Below are 17,574 nucleotides of genomic sequence, written 5' to 3'. Positions count from 1 at the left end.
CTCCGGGGCGGCGGGAAATTTCGCGGCCGCCGAGGCGGCGGTTGCGGTGCAGATCTCGGAGGGGGTGGCTGCGGCGCTGATCGATATCGGGGTGGCGCTGGATGGGCTGCCGCAAACGCGGGAGGCATTCGGGGCTGGGCGGATCGATCTGGCGCGGGCGCAGGTCATCGCCGAGAACATTCGGGAGTTGCCGGATGAGGTGCTCGAGCATGTCGAGGAGACGTTGATCGAGGCGGCGGTGCGGGCCAATCCGATGCGGTTGCGGCAGACTGCGCGGCGGTGGGTCGCCCGGCTCGATCCCGACGGTGAGCGGCGGCGGCGTGAGCAGCGCGAGCAGGATCGCGACGTGCGGATTCGGGCCGTGCAGGACGGGATGGCGGTCTTCGACGGGCTGCTGCCGGCGGTGGGGGCACAGACCGTTGCTATGCGACTGCGGGAGATGGCGTTGGAGGTGTGCGAATTCGATCCGCGCACGATGCCGCAGCGGCGGGCCGATGCGCTGGTCGCGCTCGCGGATGGGTCGCAGCGGCTGCGCTGCGAGTGCGGGCGTGGGAAGCGCTGTACCGCAACGGAACCCAAGGCGCCGCGGCGACCGCTGATACAGATCGGCATTCCGGCGCGCACGCTGCTGGGCGATCAGGACGCACCGGCGCATCTGTCGGGATACGGCCCGGTGGACGCCGATGTGGTCCGTGATATCGCCGAAGGCGCTCAGCTGCAGGTGATTCCGGAACGTGTCGAGGATCCGACCAACACCGAGGAGGCGATGTCCCCGGATCCCGCACCCTGGCAGGATCGGGAGATCCGGGCGCTGGACGGGCTGTGCCGATTTCCGGGGTGCTCGATGCCCGCGGCGCAGTCGGACGTGGGCCATCACGAGCCGTTCGACCTCGGCCATCCGGGCCGCGGCGGCGGTACCGACCTGGGCAACCTCGTGGTGCTGTGCTCGCGCCACCATCGGCTGAAGAAATTGTCGGACAAGGGAACTCTGCCCTGGCGGGTGCGGCGGGCCGATGCGGACCGGCTGTGCTGGACGACGCCTACCGGAGCCGAGCACATCTCGGGCCGTGAGGGTGCGCGGTATCTGTTCCCGCACAACGATCCTGGCGCGCCCGATGTCTTATGGCCCTCCCCCACAGCCGTTCCCGCGCCGGTGCACCCGTCCGATCTCACCTATCCGCTCGAGCATCTCGCGCACTCCGGGCTGTCGGCCATGACACCCGAAGACGACCTGCCGAACCCCGCCATCGACACATCAAGCCACTGAGGGGAATTCACCATGCATCTGCCACCGGGCGAGTCGGCGGTATTGACTCCGGCCGCCCCGACGGAGTGGAGTTCGACGGAGCTACCACTCCCGGCCTCGCCTCGCCGACGCCCGGTGCCGTCGTACCCGGAGTCGCTTCTCGCCGACGGTTCGCTTCGCGGCGCACCACTTCCGACCTTGCCTCGTTGGCGCTCGGCGCCGGCGTGCGAGGCCTCGCCCGGCGCCGATGGTTCGCTCCGCAGCGCATCGCCCACGAGGACACGCCCCATCATGGACACCCCGGACCGCCCGGCGTCGCCGACCGTCATCGATGTCGCCGTGGAGCGCGAGCGCATCGCCGCACTCGAAAAGCTCAGGCAGAGACTGGAATCCGCGCTCGATACGACACCGGCCGGATTCGGATACGCCGCAATGGCCCGGCAATTGCGCGACACCGTCAACGCCGTCGCCGACGCCCGTAACAGGATCTACGAGGCCCTGCTGGACGAGGAGCCGGGCGGCCGATGAACTCTGCCGCTCGACCACGACACAGCTCTCGCGGCACCACGGCTGTCAGTACCTCGGCTGACGCCTTCGATGCTCGCGATCACCAGGCTGGCGGCGGTATACAGCCGACTTCTCGACGGCGCGGCGATCTTCCTTGGGCCATATGCGCTTATCCTGCTGCCGACCGGTCGGGGAGGGACTATTCGCACGGCCGTCCGCCAACGATGAGCCGCACACCAACCAACACGAATGCACACGCGACCGAGTCGCACTCAGGTCAACGAGACACTACGAACGATCAAATGCGTGTCCGTCCAACATCTGTCCGCATTCCGACTGATACGGACGAACGAGCGATCACGTTACCGTTCGCTCGCGGCGACACCGCACACCGGACGACAAAGCCGCAAACGACCGAGCGCGCCGCACAGCGATGGCGCAGTCGCTGGCCGATCGCCAAGTGTGAGTAGAACATCCAACCGTTCGCCCACGGCCGAGCCGACACACAGGCCGACGAGGGGTCGTGAGTGAGCGCAGCGAGCGAACCGAGGGGCTGCACACCTCGGTCGCGCCCGGGCGGGAGTGGGCACCTGCCCGGTCGAGGGTCGCCCGGACGGCTGGGGATGCTGTCCGGGCGACGCCTCGTACTCGGCGCCGGGCCCACTAACCCACGAGCTTGGTCACCCAGTTCTGATTGTCCGTGTCGACGTTCTTACCGCCGTCCAGCACAGTGGGCGTCTCCACTTGGCCGACAGCCGATTTCAGCGCCGTCAACGCCGCCGACGCGTGATCGCGGGCCTCGTCGAACCGGTCGCCCTTGGCGATGCACTGCTGCACGTCGGTCGAGGCCCCGGCGTCCTTGGCGATCGCGGACAGCTGGTCGTTGGTGAGGTTGCCGCCCTCCTCGCTGGGCTGCTTGGTGGTGAAGATCGCCTGATGGAACTTCGAGAACGTGGGCCCGTCACCGTCGTCGGCGACGCACTCGCTGGCGGCGATGCCGCGGGTGGAGTAGTCCTTGCTGCCGGACTTGGGATCCAGGAAGTTGACGAATCGGTACCGCACGGCCAGCTTGCCCGCGTCGATCTCCTTCGAGATCTGCTGCCCGTAGTAGTGCTCCAGCGACCCGCACGACGGACACATCGGATCCTCGTACATGTCGATCGTCTTGGCGGCGTTCGGTTTTCCGAGCACGATCGCACCGTCCGAGTCGATCAGCGCGATCACCCCCGCATCGTGCACCGGACCGTAGCCGTCGTCCTGCACCTTCAGGTCGCTACCGCTGTTCGACCGCACCAGGTACACCACGACCAGCGCGATCACGACGATCGCGACCCCGCCCAGCAAGTAGGTGGTGCGGTTGGACATCGGTCGCGGCTGATACTTCGTTCCCGAGGAATTCACGGCCCACACTTTGCCAAAGTCCCGCCGTCTTCGAAATCCGGCATAGCAACATTCGGCACAGCGAGGATCAGCACAGCGGCGGGAACGTCAACCCGATTCACCGGCCGCCGTCCTGACAATCGTCCACCGCAACGTCTCAGGCACGAACACCCACGCCACCGCCGCCAACGCCAACAACCCGCCGGTCACCCCGAACGCGAACCCGAACGACACCCGTTGCGCGATCATGCCCACCACCACCGGCCCGAGCACGGTCCCCAGATCCGACGCCATCTGATACCCGGCCAGCACCGGCCCACCCCGCGTATCGGGCCCGATTATATCGGCGACCGCTGCCTGCAACGCCGGAGTGAACATCCCCGACCCGATCCCGGCCCCGAACGACAATCCCAGCAACCACACCGCGCTGGGCGCCATACCCAGCGCAGTAGTCCCGATCGCGCACACCAGAGTGCCCATGATCAGAAAAGGCTTGCGCCCCCACCGATCCGACAGTCGCCCCGCCGCGAACATCATCGCCATATCCCCGCCCGCGAACATCGTCAACGCCACCCCGGCCAGCCCGGGTGCGGCGTGCAGCGCCTCCACCACCAGCAGCGGCACCAACGCCATCCGCACCCCGAAAACGGCTGCGCCCTCGGCGAAGCTGGACCACAGCACCGCCCAGTACGCCGGCCGGGCCAGCGCCTGGCGCAGGCCCATCACCCGGATGTTCTCGGCTCGAACGGGTGTGGCCAGCTCAGATCCGCGCAGACTCCAATACACCAGCGCGATGGCGATCAGCAGCGCGACCGAGTAGATCACGAACGGCACCCGCAGCCCGAACCGCGCCAACGCCCCGCCCAGCAGCGGCCCGAGCAGCGAGCCGATGAGGAAACTGGTCGACCACAGCCCGGACACCCGCCCGCGCTGCCCTGGCGGGGACATCCGGATCACCAGGCCCAGCGAGGACACGGTGAACATCGTCGACCCGATCCCGCCGAGCGAGCGCAGCACGATCAGTTCCCAATAGCTTTGTGCCAGTGCGCAAGCCCCGGTGGACACCGCCACCACGAGCACCCCGGTCACATAGACCGCGCGCTCCCCCAGCCGCTGCACCAGCCGCCCGCTGACCGGCGCGAACAGCAGCCGCATCAGCGCGAAAGTACTGACGATCGCCGACGCCGCGGCCACACCCACCCCGAAACTCCGCGCATACTGCGGCAACGCGGGCGCCACCAGCCCGAACCCCAGGGCGATGACGAACGCCGCAAGAATCAACCCCCAAATCTCCACCGGCAACCGCCGAGTGTCCACACCACTGGCCGGCGATACCGGTTCCACACGCTCGTCCACAACCACCTCGAACACTTACTTCTCCGTCGAACTATCTCACCCCCCGGCCGCATCCCAGCCTTCGCCCAGGGATCCTCGCCACGGCCCAGACGCTACGCACCCCCATGGGCTCCGACATCGTCTTCTACGTGCATTCCGGCTCCGCACGGGCTTATCCGGTCCCACCGCAGCCACCGTGCATCACCCAGGAATTTCGCCCCCTGACGGTTCCGTCGCCGAACAACCCGCGCAGCAGTTACCGCCCCTCAGCCGACAGCTGTCTGGCCGGACTACCGGCGCGCCGTGGAGCAGGCACACAACCCGAGTCTGACCGTGCCGAACATCGAAGAAGCTGTGCGGTCATCACCTCGTTGGCGCCTACCTGGGTGCGTAGGACGGCTTCGTACGGAACACTTCGATGGGGATGGCCGGGTCGTGCAGTCGTTGCCGGCGTTCGGTCGCGACCTCTGTGCGGTTCTCTGCTTCGAAGACGCACCTTCAAGCGTGCAACGAATCCGGGGTGGTTCTCCGCCCCGGCCTCGAGTAGCCCGGTACTCGTTGCTGCGCCATCAACCAGTTTCCGCTGCGGCACAGCCTGTCACTCCGCCTTCCGACAGCGGCGATACCGTCGAGCGATGGCGCACCGCCACTCGACCAGCGCTCAATCAGACAGCGGTACGGCAACACAAGCAACTCGAAGCCCGCGACTTGCTGCACACGGTCCACGATCGCCCTACAGCGACTCATAGGCGTAGACGATGCCGGGAATGTCGCTGCGTCGCCTCCAGCGAGGACACGGGTACTTACTACGCCGAGTGCCGCTCGCCGACGCCCAGACAGGCGAGTCGCCCGGCCTGCCGCTGCATTTTCCCGCCCCGAGGCTCTGGTTTCCGAGGATTCCGCTCGAAAAATGCAGCGGGAGGCCGATTCTCTCCTACCGACCCGGCACTGCGCCCGCGAGCCGTCGTCAGCGCACGACCACTACCGAGCCGCGCTCTGCGGGCCGACTCCGCATCACCACTCGAACGAAACCCGGCCTACCGCTGCATTTTGTCGGCCCGATCGTCCGCTTTCCGACAATTACGTACCGAGAATGCAGCGGGAGGCCGGTTCTCCCTTGGCTGCACGCCCCTTACGCTCGAGGCGAACGCGTGTCGCTGTCCCGGGGCGATCGACAGCCCGGCCAGGCGGCCCGCGGTCAGCGATCGCCCCGACCTCCGGCTCCATTCGTCCGCTCGAGCATCTGGTTTCCGACAATCCCATAGCGAGAATGGAGCCGGACGCCGGTTCTCTCGATCTCGGCGATGAATTCGACCTACTCACGCGGTCCTATCTCCAGAACATCTGTGCCCGAGAAAGGACGACCGTATGACCATTCATGACACCGGCACCCGCGAAGAGTGGCGCAAAGCCTACGAGGAGCTGCGCACACAGGAGAAAGAGCTGACCCGCCGCAGCGACGAGTTGGCCCGGCAGCGGCGAACGATGCCCTGGGTACCGGTCACCAAGGATTACCGGTTCGACACCAACAACGGGGAGAAGACCCTGGCCCAGCTGTTCGACGGACGCTCCCAGCTGATCATCCGGCATTTCATGCATGGCCCGAAGACCCCCGAGGGCTGCCCGGGCTGCACCTTCGAGACCGACAATCTGGTCGGCGCTGTCCCCCACCTGGCCCATCGCGACGTGACATTCATCCTGGCCTCGCGGTCGCCGCTGCCTACCCTGAACGCCTACAAGCAGCGGTTCGGCTGGGATATCGACTGGGTTTCCCTCGGCGACAACGGATTCAACGAGGATTTCTTCGAGATCATGCGTACGTCGGCGGCCAACCGCCCGGCGGGCAACATGCTGGACGTCATGGAGCTGATGGCGCTGAGCTGCTTCGCTCTCGGCGACGACGGCGTGGTCTACCACACCTATTCCACCTACGACCGCGGCACCGACGGCCTCAACGCCACCTGGCAATTGCTGGACCGCGCGCCCCTGGGACGCGGCGACACCTACGACAACTGGCCCCGCAAACGCGACGAGTACTGAACAAGACGGCGAGATCCCATCGTTCCCTGCCTCTGGATGGGATCCACCGTAACCAGCGGATTCCGGCCGGCAGGACACCGCACCAGCGGGGCATTCACCCCAGCGCGTGCCCCACGACCTCCTCGGCCGCCGCCTGCACCTGCGCCAAATGCTCAGGGCCCTCGAAGGATTCGGCGTAGATCTTGTACTTGTCCTCGGTGCCGGACGGCCGCGCCGCGAACCAGGCGTTCGCGGTGCTCACCTTCACCCCGCCCAGGGCCGCGCCGTTGCCCCGGGCACGGGTCTGGATGGCGGTGATCTCCTCCCCTGCGATCTCCGTGGCGGTGATGTCCTCGGGGGTGAGCGCGGCCAGGCGCTTCTTCTGCTCCGGAGTGGCGTTCGCATCGATGCGTGCGTAAGCGGCTGAACCGTAGCGTATTTCGAGTTCGGCGTAGCGAGCCGAGGGGCTCTGCCCGGTGACCGCGGTGATCTCGGCGGCCAGCAGCGCGAGCAGGATGCCGTCCTTGTCGGTGGTCCAGACCGTCCCGTCGTGCCGCAGGAACGACGCGCCCGCGCTCTCCTCGCCACCGAAAGCCAGTGAGCCACTGAACAATCCGGGCACGAACCATTTGAACCCGACCGGCACCTCGTGTACCTGCCGCCCCAGCACGCTCACCACACGGTCGATCATCGCGGAGGTCACCGCGGTCTTGCCGATCTTGGTCAGCGCGTCCCACCCCATCCGGTTGGCGATCAGGTATTCGATCGCGACCGTGAGGAAGCGGTTCGGATTCATCAGTCCCGCATCGGGTGTCACCACACCGTGCCGGTCGGCGTCGGCGTCGTTGCCGGTGGAGATGTCGTAGTCGTCGCGGATGGCCACCAGCGAGGCCATGGCGTAGCGCGAGGAGGGGTCCATGCGGATCTTGCCATCGGCGTCCAGGGTCATGAACCGCCACGTGGGGTCGACGAACGGGTTGACCACCTCGATCTCGAGGTCGTAGCGCTGCCCGATCTCTTCCCAGTAGTCGACGCTGGCGCCACCCATCGGATCCGCGCCGAGGCGGATGCCCGCACCGCGAATCGCGTCCAGGTTCAACACATTCGGCAGGTCGGTGATGTAGTGGTCAAGATAGTCGTATCGCTCGACGCCGGCGGCGAGCGCATGGGCCACGGTGGTGCGCTTCACCCCGACCAGCCCGCCGCGCAGCAACTCGTTGGCGCGCTCGGCAATGGCGTCGGTGGCAACGGTGTCGGCGGGGCCGCCGTGCGGCGGGTTGTATTTGAAGCCGCCATCGCGGGGCGGGTTGTGCGAGGGGGTGACCACGATCCCGTCGGCCTGATGCCGGGTGCCCCCCCGATTGTGGCGCAGCACCGCGTGACTCAGCGCGGGGGTCGGGGTGTAGCGGTCGCGGGCGTCGATGATCGCGGTGACCTCGTTGGCGGCCAGCACCTCGAGCGCGGTCGTCCACGCCGGTTCGGACAGCGCGTGTGTGTCGCGGGCCAGATACACCGGACCGGTGATGCCGCGAGTGGCGCGGTATTCCACGATCGCCTGGGTGATGGCCAGAATATGCGCCTCGTTGAAGGCGCAGTCCAGACTCGATCCGCGATGTCCGGAGGTGCCGAACTGCACCAGCTGCGCGGGCTCGGCCGGATCGGGAATGCGCGCGTAGTAGGCGGTCACCAGGTGCGGCAGATCCTCCAGATCGGTGGCCCGTGCCGGTCTTCCGGCTCGATCATGGGCCATGCTGGGGCCTCCTTTCCGTGTCGCCTGTGCCCGGCTGGTCATCAGGATCACGGCCACACCCACACAGTCTGGGACGCGCCGGTACCACTGTGCTCACTGGCCGCCGTGCCCAGAAGCTCTACCGTAGCGAATCGCCCACCGATCGCACGATCGGGCGCAGGAGGCTCCGGTGCAGCGGCGAGTCCGACCGGTTCACTCATCGCACGGCCCCAATCCTCGCGCCTGCCCTTCGTCGTCGTGCCATTCATCGTGCCGCGCTGCCCAGCAGCGCTCGTACTCCTCGCAGCCGCCGGAAATGCCTACCCCGGGCCATTGGTCATTCAGACATGCTAACTGCCAGCGATCTAGAGCGAGAGGTGCGGGCCGGAGGTTCTGCCCACCGGCGTCCGCATCGGCGGCTCACCGATCGCGCCCGTCGTGTTCGTTCGGCGCGGCGGTCCGGTCGATGAGATCGCGACTGCTGTAATAGCCCAGTTCGGCTCGCTTGCCAGAGATTTGCCCCACCAACGGGAAAACGCGGGCATTCCACAATGCCCGAATTCCGCATCCCGCGACTCGAGGAGTGATGATGCACAGCAGACCGTTGCGGGTGCGTGGATGGCGCCGTCCCGCACTGATCATGGCCACAGCGCTGCTGTCGATGGTTGGCGGCGGCCTGTGCGCCCCGACTGCACAGGCCGCCGTGTACCCCATACCCGATCCGGACCGCTTCTATGCGGCCCCGCCGAATATCGGTGATTTCCGGCCTGGCGATGTGGTGCGCAGCCGGACCGTGCCCGCACCGGGCTTCCCGGGCGTGACGGCCTGGCAGCTGCTGTATCGCTCGACCAATTCCGCCGGGGCGCCGATCGCCGCGATGACCACGGTGCTGACTCCCGGCGGCAGGCGGCCGCTGGTGTCGTATCAGCCGTTCGTGAACTCTCTCGGTCTGCGATGCGCCCCGTCGCACGCGCTGTTCAACGGCAGCCTGAAGGAGGCGCCCGCGCTGAATCTGCTGCTGGCACACGGCTGGGCGGTGGCGGTGCCGGACCATCTCGGTCCGACCAGCGCGTACGGCGCCGCACAACTGGGCGGGCGGCTGACGCTGGACGGCATCCGCGCGGCCCGGCGCTTCGGCCCGGCCGGATTGGGCGGCAGCCCTGTGGGTTTGGCCGGATACTCCGGCGGCGGCATGGCGACCGGATTCGCGGCGGCGATGGCCCCGGACTATGCCCCCGAGTTGCCGATCGTAGGCGTCGCGATGGGCGGGGTGCCGGTGAACATAGGCAAGCTCGCCCTGGATCTGGGCAAGGCCCCGCATCCGCTGTTCGGGCTGGGCTTCGCCGCCGCGGTCGGGCTCGAACGCGAGTATCCGGGTGTGATGTCGCTGGATCCGGCCCTGAATCCGGCGGGTTTCGCGCTGCGCCATCGGATCGCCAACGCCTGCACCGACGAGATCATCGCCGCGGCCCCGAACAAGGATTTCCCCGCCTACTTCCACGGCGGGGTCGCCGACGTCGGCCCGGCACAGATCGCGATCATCCATCAGAACAGCCTGGAAACCTATCCGGGCATCATCCGCGCACCGCTGTATCAGTGGGCCGGAAGCAGTGATGAGGTGAATCCGCGCCTGGCCCGGCATTCGACCGGAAAATATTGCGCGGCAGGAACTCCCGTGCTGTTCGAGATGGTTCCCGGCGCTGATCACCTCGGTGCGATGGCACCCGGCGCGGCCCACGCGTTCGGCTACCTGGCCGACCGCTTCGCGAACCTCCCCGCCCCGAACAACTGCTGAGAAATATGCTGTGCCCCCACCGGTGTACAGGTGGGGGCACAGCTCGTATCCCTGTGGGATGGTTCGGTTCTCAGTGCACGAGCACCGGCTCGCCTTCGGCGGGCGCGGGTGCGGTGTTCGGCATGAGGGCCAGCATCACGACGGCGCCGACCAGGAAGATCCCGGCGCCCCACCAGAAGCTGGTGGTGTAGCTCTCGATCAGCGACTGCGCGACGTTCAGCGGGCTGGCCTGACGGTGCGTCAGGTAGCTCGAGGCGGCCGAGGCGGCGATGGTGCTCAACGCCGCGGTACCGATCGAGCCGCCGACCTGCTGGCTGGTGTTGACCATTGCCGAGGCCACACCCGCGTCGTCGTGATGCACACCGGCCGTGGCGCTTTGGAAGGCGGTCGACATCGCGGCGCCCAGTCCGATACCGAGCAGAACCAGCGCCGGCAGGATGTGCGAGGCGTACCCGGTGTGCAGACCGATCCTGGTCAGCAGCGCCATACCGACCGCGGCGATCAGGAATCCGCCGCTGACAACGAGTTTCGGCCCGAGCTTGGGCAGCAGCAGCGACGGTGTCGTGGTCGAGGCGGCGACCAGTGCCGCCACCATCGGCAGGAACGCCACACCGGTGACGATCGGCGAGTAGTGCAGGGTCAGTTCCAGGTAGTAGGTCAGGAACAGGAAGATCGCGAACATCCCGATGCCCATCACGAAGATGGTCAGGTAGGACCCGCCACGCGTGCGGTCCAGCACGATCCGCAGCGGCAGCAGCGGATTCTTCACCCGCGACTCGATCCACGCGAACACGCCCAGCAGCGCGACTCCGCCGATCAGGAAGCCCAGCGTGACACCGTTGGACCAGCCGTGGTTCTCGGCGTTCGAGAAGCCGTACACGATGCCGAACAGGGCCGCGCTCACCGCGACGGTGCCCGGGACGTCGATCTTCGGCCGTTCGTTGCTCACGTGGCGGGCCAGCAGCGTGACCGCGCCAACCAGCGCGATGGCCGCGAAGATCAGGTTCACGTACATCACCCAGCGCCAGGACATCCATTCGGTGAGCGCGCCGCCGAGCAGCAGACCCAGCGCACCGCCGGCGCCGGCGACAGCGCCGAAGATTCCGAATGCCTTGGCACGCTCGGACGGCTCGGTGAAGGTCACCGTGAGCAGCGACAAGGCGGCCGGGGCCAGCAAGGCCGCGAATGCGCCCTGGGCCACGCGGGCGGCGACGAGCATGTCGAATCCGGTTGCCGCGCCGCCGATCGCGGAGGCCGCGGCGAAGCCGATGAGTCCGACGATGAAGGTGGTGCGCCGCCCGAACAGATCGCTCAGACGCCCACCGAGCAGCAGCAGGCTGCCGAAGGCCAAGGCGTAACCGGTGACAACCCACTGCCGGTCGGTATTGGAAAAGTCCAGGGCGCGCTGCGCATAAGGTAGCGCGATATTCACCACGGTCGCGTCGAGCACGACCATCAGCTGTGCGATGCCGAGCACGGCAAGCACCCACCAACGCAGGGCATGTGACCCGCGACGGCTCGCGCGGTCGTCCCGGCGGTGCGCCGCCGGTCTTGCCCGTTCCTCGAGATCTGGAGTGGTCATGGTTCCCCTGTCGAATGTGTGGTCCGAGACAGCTAATATGGAGGTTGTTCCTCCGCTTCAACCGAAGCTACCAGAATAACGGAGATACCGCCTCCACTTAATCCCGAATCTTGTTAGGATGTTGTTGTGAACCCCGCCACTACCGCCCCGCCGGCCCGGCGCCTGCGGGCCGATGCCGTCCGTAATCAGCAGCGCATCCTGGAGGCGGCGCGCAGACTCTTCGCCGAGCGCGGCTTGGACGTCACGCTGGACGACGTGGCCGAGGCGGCGGGCGTCGGCGTTGGCACGGTGTACCGGCGCTTCGCGAACAAGCAGGAACTGATCGTCGAGGTGTTCGACCACAATGTGGCGGAGATGGCCGAGGCGGTCGAGGCGGCCAACCGTAATCCGGACGCCTGGGCCGGCGTGATGGCGATCTTCGAATACGGCTGCCAGAACATGGCGAACAATCGCGGGTTCGGCGAGGTGATGCTCGAAGTACCCGATGCGATGGAACGTTTCGACTCGGTGCGCGATCGGATCAAGCCGCAGCTCGAGCAGTTGATCGCGCGCGCACACGTCGAGGGCGCGCTCCGCGAGGGCATCACCGCCACCGACTTCTTCGCGATGATGAGCATGGTCGAGTCGATCGCCGCGTTCGCCCGTCCGGTGAATTCCGAGGTGTGGCGGCGTTATATGGCGATCGTGCTGGACGGCGCGCGGGCGGACTGCCTGCCGCGTGTGCCGTTCACCACCCCGCCGATGGATGATGCGGAGATCGACCGCGCCAAGTCGGCCTGCTTCGTCACCCGGCGTAAGTGAGACACGGGTCATAGCGGCCACATAGGGGAAATTGCGGCGAGACACGCCCACGTCGCGAAATTCACGTTCCAGTAGCGTCCGACCTGTGCGTATCCTAAAGTTGGACGCATGACCAATTCGTGGGTGAACTGGGCGGGTGATCAGAGGTGCGCACCGGCGGTGCTGGCCGCACCGCATTCCCGGGACGAGCTGTCTGCGCTGCTGGAACGCGCCGAGGCCGAGGATCGCGTCGTCCGGGCCTTCGGCGCGGGACATTCCTTCACCGATACCGCGCTGACCAGCGGAATCCTGGTGGACACCACGAAGCTGAACCGCGTCCTGGACGTCGATCTGGCCAACGCGCGCGTTCGCGTCGAGGGCGGTGCGCGCCTGCACGAACTCAACGACACCCTGTACGGGCTGGGTCTGGCATTCCCCAACCTGGGCGATATCGACGTGCAGTCCATCGCCGGAGCGACCGCCACGGCGACGCACGGCACCGGCGGAAAGCTCCAGAACCTCTCCGCCGCACTACATTCGGTGGAGTTGATGCTCGCCGACGGCAGCGTCGTGGAACTCGACGAGCGGACCGACCCCGACGGCTGGCGTGCCGCGCGGGTCAACGTGGGCGCGCTGGGCATCGTGACCGCGGTGACCTTGCAACTGGTGCCCGCGTTCGTACTCGAGGGCGTCGAGCGGCCGATTCCGTTCGACGAGGTGCTCGCCGGTCTCGACGATTACGTCGACAGTAACGACCACTTCGAGTTCTACATGTTCGCGCACAGCTCGACCGCGATGACCAAGCGCAACAACCGGGTGGATCTGCACGAGCAGCCGCGCGGCAAGCTTACCGAATGGTTCGCCGATGTGGTGCTGAACAACTACGCCTTCGACGTCCTCACCCGGCTGTGCCGCGTGCAGCCGAAATTCATTCCGCCGGTACAGCGTTTCGCCGCTTCCGCCGGATCGTACCGCCGCCAGGTGGAGCGTTCGTATCGAGTCTTCGCCTCCCCCAGGCTGTTCCGATTCACCGAAATGGAATACGCGGTGCCGCGCGAGCATGCCGCCGAGGTGATCCGCGAGATCAAGGAGATCGGACGGCATTACGACACCCCCATGCCGACCGAGGTGCGCTTCGTCGCTCCCGACGACGCCTTCCTGTCACCGGTGCACAACCGCGAATCCTGTTATGTCGCCGTGCATCAGGTGGCCGGGATGGAATGGCGCGGGTACTTCGGCGCCTGCGAGGAAGTATTCAACCGGTACCACGGACGCCCGCACTGGGGTAAACGGCACAGCCAGTCCGCCGAGACCCTCCCCGCCCTGTATCCCGAATGGGACCGCTTCTTGGAGGTCCGCCGCCGCCTGGACCCCAAGGGCCGCTTCGACAATCGCTACACCAACCACATCTTCGGTCCCATCGGCTGAACGCCGTCATCCTGGCACGCCTGCCTGCCATCCCGGCACAGCTGAGCACCATCATCCTGGCACGCCTGCCTGCCATCCCGGCACAGCTGAGCACCATCATCCTGGCACGCCTGCCTGCCATCCCGGCACGGCTGAGTACTGTCGCCCGGCACAGCAACCCGCCATCCCGGCACGGCTGAGTACCGCCATCTCGGCACCGCAGCCGCCAACCCGGCATGCCTGAGTACCGTCGCCCGGCACAGCAACCCGCCAACCCGGCAGGGCAGAGCGCAGTCGCCCAGCACAGCAACCCGCCAACCCGGCACGGCAGAGCGCCGTCATCCCGGCACTCGTCTGGCCGGGATCCACCGGAACCGGCTGCGCAACAGGTGGACTCCAGCCGAAGCGGCTCAGCGTCTGCCGATGCGTCGCCGAGGACGTTCGGCCGCCAAGCGGACCTCCATGCGTACGGGCAGGGTGTCGAGTTCCAGGGCCTGACGCAGGCGCGGGAGGGCGTGGGCGCGGATGCGGTCGCGCAGGCCGGGGACGTCGATGTCCGGGGATGCGGTCACGACCAGGTGCAGGCCCGGTCCCCGGCCGGGACCGGACAGCCGGGCTCGCGCGGAGCGGACGCCGTCGTATGCCTCGATGTCCGCGGCGACGGGGGCGCACATCGTCGCGGTGTCCAGCACGGTCGTATCGGTGGAACCCTTGACCCGAGCCTGCCACCGGATCGCACGCTCGGTGCGCGGAACCTGCGCGATCGCCCAGCGCAGACACCCCAGGCCCGCGAGGCCCGCCGTCGCCGCGGCCGTCCACAGCATCCAGGTCTGGGGCGCATCATGATTCGGCAGCAGGGCGTCGCGGGCGCCGACCCAATTCAACCGGCCGAAGTGCGCGGCGAGCGCGAGCCCGCCCGCCGCGGCCAGCCCCAGGCCGAACAACCCGAGCAACGCCCGATTCAGCTTGGCGGGACGGTTGGCCGACTTCATCGCGGTCCCCGCGTATTTCATAGCGCACCGGCCTTACGCGGCTCGCCGGCGACGCTCCGGCGCCGGGACGTCAGTCCCGGCTTGGTGCGAGCCTCCACCGATACCCGCAGTGCCGAACGGGGTCCGATACGGGCGATCCGCTCGTCGACCGCGGCGCGCACCGTCTCGGTCAGGTTCGCCGAATGCGCGTAGCCGGTCCGGACGGTGACCCGAACATTCTTGCGGCGCAGCCGGATACGCGCAGAGTGCACGCCCTCCACCGAATGCGCCGCCGCCCGCAGGGAACCGCACAGGCCCCGGCGGCCCACACCTGCGGCGAACTGGTCGTCGCCGGTCAGCGGCAACAGGATCGCGCGGCCCGGCAGTATCGCCAGCGCCACCAGCACCAGGCCCACCACGACGGCGCCGGCGCCCGCGACAAGCACCCACCGGTCGTCCCAGGTCATCACGCGCAGGCGAGCCGAGGCGCTCGCATAGGAAAGCAATTGCCTTGCGCTGGTGAGCCTTTGTACCAGTGACAAGACCACCGCGGCACAACCCGCGAGCAGCGCCAGGGACAGCGCCAGCGCGGGCACCGTACGACGCGAACGCCGCCTCACGACTCCACCTCGCCAGCCCTCGGCCCCGCCACACGGCAAACGCGCCGCGCCCCAAGCTCGCTCAACCACGCTCCACTCACGACTCCCTCTCCCTAGCACTCAGCCCCGCCACACAGCGAACGCACTGCGCCCATGGCTCGCTCCGCCACGCCCCACTCACGACTCCACCTCGCCCACACTCAGCCCCGCCACACGACAAGCGCCGCGCCCACGATTCGCTCCGCCACGCTCCACTCACGACACCACCTCGCCCGCATCCGACTCCGCCGTGCGGCGAGTCTCCACCAACTCGCTCACCTCGATATCAAAGCGCCGCACCGGAATAGCGGTCCGATCTCGCATCCGCTCCAGCACGTGGTTGCGGCATACGGTGCTGACCTGCCATATCGGCATCGGATAGCGGATGGGCAGCCGCATGCTCAGTACCGCCTCCCCGCGCGTGAGCCTGGCCCGCACCTGCACGTCGGCGGACACCCCGGTGATCTCCCGCGCGGCCTCGGCCACGATGGTCCGCACGGCGTCGGCGTCGACGACCGCGGGCGGATCCGGCAGTACCACCTCGACCGCCGGCCCCGTCCCCGGGTGCGCCGTGCCGGTCACCGTGCTCGTCATCCCTACCTCCGGAGTCCATGTCGGCAATTTCCCCCAGCGATAGCCAGACAATAACCGACACGCTGCGATAACACTCGCGTACGCGCCGGGCATAACGACCAGTACGGTTACGATCCGCTCGCGATCAGGCGGCCCCGCGGACCGGACCGCTGACCGCGGAGGCCGCGTTGAGCCGGCGGCCCATCGTCTCGGGCGCACCCCACAGGCAGATCAGGAATCCGATCGCGGTCAACCCCGCGGCGTAGAGCATCGTCGTCCCCATACCCAGGTGATCGAGCGACCACGGCAGCAGATAGGTGCCCAGCGCGGCGCCGACGCGGCTGACCGAGGTGGCCAGGCCCACCGCCGTCGCGCGAATATGCGTGGGGAACAGCTCGTTCGGGTAGGTCCAGTCCAGCACGTTCGGTCCGCCGCAGCAGAAGGCGTAGACGCACAGCATGAGAAAGGCCAGCGCGGCCGGCATCGTCGGCCACACGCCGATGAACAGCAGCGGCAGGATCATCAGCCCGAACGCCCAGATGATGGTGGGCCGGCGGCCGATGGTGTCGATGAGTCGCATCGCGGGCAGGCAGCCGATCAGGAAGACCAGGCTGATCAGTGCGGTGCCGAGGGTGTCCATCCAGGTGCCAGAGGGCAGGCCGAACGAGGACAGGATCTGCGGGCCGAAGGTCAGCATCGCGAACAGCACCGCCACCTGACACAGGAAGAATCCGCCGCAGAACAAGGTGCGTTTGCGGTACTGCGCGTTGAACAGCTCCAGCACCGAACCGCTGCTCACCGGATCGGCCTGATGCGCGGCCTCGACCAGATCGCTCGGATCGACCCGCACGTGCAGGAATTTCTCGATCATCCCCGCGGCCTTCTCGGACTTGCCGTGCAGGGCCAGCCAGCGTGGTGATTCCGGCGCGGTCCGCTGGCGGATGATCAGGAATATCACGCACAGCACCGCCGCGGAGGCCAACTGCCAGCGCCAGCTGCCGTGGCCGAACAGCGTCAACATCAGGTAGCCGACCAGATAGGCCAGCACCGAGCCCGCGTACCAGGCCACGATCTGAAATCCGAGCAGGGTGCCGCGCTGGCGCAGCGGCAGCCATTCGGCCAGCAGCGAGGTGGCGATCGGATAGTCCGCGGCCACGGCCATACCCATGACGAACCGCAGCAGCACCAGCAGCCAGGTCGTCTCCACAAAGAACGAGGCGATCGAGCACAACGCCATCACCACCAGGTCGGCGGTGTACATCACCTCGCGGCCGATCTTGTCGGTCAGCACGCCGAACAGCGCGCCGCCGACGAACATGCCCACCAGTGCCGCGGCGCCGATCAGCTGGGTGTCGGTGGTGCTCAGCCCCAGCTGCGGAGTCATCCCGATCAGGGCGGTGCCGACGATGCTCAGGATGTACCCGTCCAGCAGCGGACCGCCGGAACACGCCACTGCCAGCCACTTGTGGAACGAGGTGAAGGGTGCGTCGTCGATGACACTGTTCACGAGACGGCCTCCTCGGTAATCCCCGGCAGGTACATCAGCTAACAGTTCGCAACTTCACCTTACGGTAGTGCACAATCGGCAGCCGCCCCTGAGGAACGCCGACAA

Annotated in this window: 14 protein-coding genes; 6 read left to right on the top strand and 8 right to left on the bottom strand. The window is 67.5% G+C overall.

The annotated features are described in order from the left end of the window. Together JZ791_RS32915 and JZ791_RS32910 are read left to right on the top strand one after the other, a co-directional pair. A partial coding sequence (locus tag JZ791_RS32915; protein ID WP_216899850.1) for an HNH endonuclease signature motif containing protein occupies positions 1 to 1,267 on the top strand: 1,267 nt, incomplete at its 5' end. 270 nt (positions 1,268 to 1,537) lie between these two features. Then, positions 1,538 to 1,774, top strand: a complete 237-nt coding sequence (locus tag JZ791_RS32910) for a hypothetical protein (RefSeq protein ID WP_216899848.1) — start codon at positions 1,538 to 1,540, stop codon at positions 1,772 to 1,774. Positions 1,775 to 2,416: 642 nt separating this feature from the next. Here JZ791_RS32910 and JZ791_RS32905 read toward each other — a convergent pair. After that, positions 2,417 to 3,154, bottom strand: coding sequence for a DsbA family protein (locus JZ791_RS32905; RefSeq protein ID WP_308163220.1), 738 nt, complete (start codon positions 3,152 to 3,154; stop codon positions 2,417 to 2,419). Positions 3,155 to 3,241: 87 nt separating this feature from the next. Beyond that, positions 3,242 to 4,495 (bottom strand): MFS transporter, encoded by a 1,254-nt coding sequence (locus tag JZ791_RS32900; RefSeq protein WP_308163221.1) that lies wholly within the window; start codon positions 4,493 to 4,495, stop codon positions 3,242 to 3,244. Between the two features lie 1,341 nt (positions 4,496 to 5,836). Between JZ791_RS32900 and JZ791_RS32895 the strand changes: the two genes are divergently transcribed. After that, positions 5,837 to 6,508 carry a DUF899 domain-containing protein gene (locus tag JZ791_RS32895; protein ID WP_216899846.1) on the top strand — a complete coding sequence of 224 codons (672 nt, stop codon included), beginning with the start codon at positions 5,837 to 5,839 and terminating at the stop codon, positions 6,506 to 6,508. Positions 6,509 to 6,602: 94 nt separating this feature from the next. On the opposite strand, the gene pgm is transcribed toward JZ791_RS32895, so the two are convergent. Next, positions 6,603 to 8,237: a phosphoglucomutase (alpha-D-glucose-1,6-bisphosphate-dependent) gene (pgm, locus tag JZ791_RS32890; protein ID WP_216899844.1), complete on the bottom strand. Its 1,635-nt coding sequence runs from the start codon at positions 8,235 to 8,237 to the stop codon at positions 6,603 to 6,605. A 568-nt stretch (positions 8,238 to 8,805) separates the two neighbouring features. Between pgm and JZ791_RS32885 the strand changes: the two genes are divergently transcribed. Continuing rightward, positions 8,806 to 10,011: a lipase family protein gene (locus tag JZ791_RS32885; RefSeq protein WP_254206738.1), complete on the top strand. Its 1,206-nt coding sequence runs from the start codon at positions 8,806 to 8,808 to the stop codon at positions 10,009 to 10,011. A gap of 70 nt (positions 10,012 to 10,081) precedes the next feature. On the opposite strand, the gene JZ791_RS32880 is transcribed toward JZ791_RS32885, so the two are convergent. After that, positions 10,082 to 11,593 (bottom strand): MFS transporter, encoded by a 1,512-nt coding sequence (locus JZ791_RS32880; RefSeq protein WP_216899842.1) that lies wholly within the window; start codon positions 11,591 to 11,593, stop codon positions 10,082 to 10,084. A gap of 126 nt (positions 11,594 to 11,719) precedes the next feature. Here JZ791_RS32880 and JZ791_RS32875 point away from each other — a divergent pair, with 126 nt between their 5' ends. Continuing rightward, positions 11,720 to 12,394, top strand: coding sequence for a TetR/AcrR family transcriptional regulator (locus tag JZ791_RS32875; protein WP_216899840.1), 675 nt, complete (start codon positions 11,720 to 11,722; stop codon positions 12,392 to 12,394). Positions 12,395 to 12,502: 108 nt separating this feature from the next. After that, entirely contained in the window at positions 12,503 to 13,801 is a 1,299-nt protein-coding gene (locus tag JZ791_RS32870; RefSeq protein WP_216899838.1) for a D-arabinono-1,4-lactone oxidase, read from the top strand. 389 nt (positions 13,802 to 14,190) lie between these two features. Here the strand turns inward: JZ791_RS32870 and JZ791_RS32865 are convergent, their stop codons facing one another. The 4 genes from JZ791_RS32865 to JZ791_RS32850 form a co-directional block, all read right to left on the bottom strand. Continuing rightward, complete coding sequence (locus JZ791_RS32865; protein ID WP_254206737.1) at positions 14,191 to 14,793, bottom strand: alkaline shock response membrane anchor protein AmaP; 603 nt, start codon at positions 14,791 to 14,793, stop codon at positions 14,191 to 14,193. Next, complete coding sequence (locus tag JZ791_RS32860) at positions 14,790 to 15,371, bottom strand: DUF6286 domain-containing protein (protein ID WP_216899836.1); 582 nt, start codon at positions 15,369 to 15,371, stop codon at positions 14,790 to 14,792. The genes JZ791_RS32865 and JZ791_RS32860 overlap by 4 nt, the downstream gene beginning before the upstream one ends. A 234-nt stretch (positions 15,372 to 15,605) precedes the next feature. Beyond that, entirely contained in the window at positions 15,606 to 15,983 is a 378-nt protein-coding gene (locus tag JZ791_RS32855) for an Asp23/Gls24 family envelope stress response protein (protein ID WP_216899834.1), read from the bottom strand. Positions 15,984 to 16,107: 124 nt separating this feature from the next. Next, positions 16,108 to 17,469 carry an MFS transporter gene (locus JZ791_RS32850; protein ID WP_216899831.1) on the bottom strand — a complete coding sequence of 454 codons (1,362 nt, stop codon included), beginning with the start codon at positions 17,467 to 17,469 and terminating at the stop codon, positions 16,108 to 16,110. Positions 17,470 to 17,574 lie beyond the last annotated feature (105 nt).

Source organism: Nocardia alni (genome assembly GCF_019038435.1).
GTDB lineage: Bacteria > Actinomycetota > Actinomycetes > Mycobacteriales > Mycobacteriaceae > Nocardia > Nocardia alni.
The sequence above is the reverse complement of the archived record's forward strand: the minus strand, read 5'-3'. Positions and strand labels throughout refer to the sequence as shown.

Coding starts and splice junctions, on each gene's coding strand:
- JZ791_RS32895 (WP_216899846.1), top strand. CDS start 5,837: ATGACCATTCATGACACCGGCACCCGCGAAGAGTGGCGCAAAGCCTAC.
- JZ791_RS32870 (WP_216899838.1), top strand. CDS start 12,503: ATGACCAATTCGTGGGTGAACTGGGCGGGTGATCAGAGGTGCGCACCG.
- JZ791_RS32880 (WP_216899842.1), bottom strand. CDS start 11,593: ATGACCACTCCAGATCTCGAGGAACGGGCAAGACCGGCGGCGCACCGC.
- pgm (WP_216899844.1), bottom strand. CDS start 8,237: ATGGCCCATGATCGAGCCGGAAGACCGGCACGGGCCACCGATCTGGAG.
- JZ791_RS32885 (WP_254206738.1), top strand. CDS start 8,806: ATGCACAGCAGACCGTTGCGGGTGCGTGGATGGCGCCGTCCCGCACTG.
- JZ791_RS32855 (WP_216899834.1), bottom strand. CDS start 15,983: ATGACGAGCACGGTGACCGGCACGGCGCACCCGGGGACGGGGCCGGCG.
- JZ791_RS32910 (WP_216899848.1), top strand. CDS start 1,538: ATGGACACCCCGGACCGCCCGGCGTCGCCGACCGTCATCGATGTCGCC.
- JZ791_RS32865 (WP_254206737.1), bottom strand. CDS start 14,793: ATGAAATACGCGGGGACCGCGATGAAGTCGGCCAACCGTCCCGCCAAG.